Below are 297 nucleotides of genomic sequence, written 5' to 3' on the forward strand. Positions count from 1 at the left end.
GGAAGTGCAGTAATGCATTAAGCTAACCAGTACTAATTGCCCGTACGGCTTGTCCCTATAACCTTAGCAGGTTATGGTGAATAAGAAGTACGTTGAAACGTTCGTTGATACAACAACTTCATTACCCCACCTACTTACTTCTCCCAGATTCTGGGCAACGTTGATCAACAACGCGGCCCGTACAGTTCAATGCCTGATGACCATAGCAAGTCGGTCCCACCCCTTCCCATCCCGAACAGGACCGTGAAACGACTTTGCGCCGATGATAGTGCTGCAACCAGTGTGAAAGTAGGTTAT

At 47.8% G+C, this 297-nt stretch carries 1 rRNA gene; it reads left to right on the forward strand.

From position 1 onward, the window contains the following. Window positions 1–192 precede the first annotated feature (192 nt). Window positions 193–297, forward strand: a 5S ribosomal RNA gene (rrf, locus tag F8197_RS28270); the annotation flags it as partial.

The organism is Duganella sp. FT27W (assembly GCF_009295655.1).
Classification (GTDB): Bacteria; Pseudomonadota; Gammaproteobacteria; order Burkholderiales; family Burkholderiaceae_D; genus Rugamonas; species Rugamonas zoogloeoides.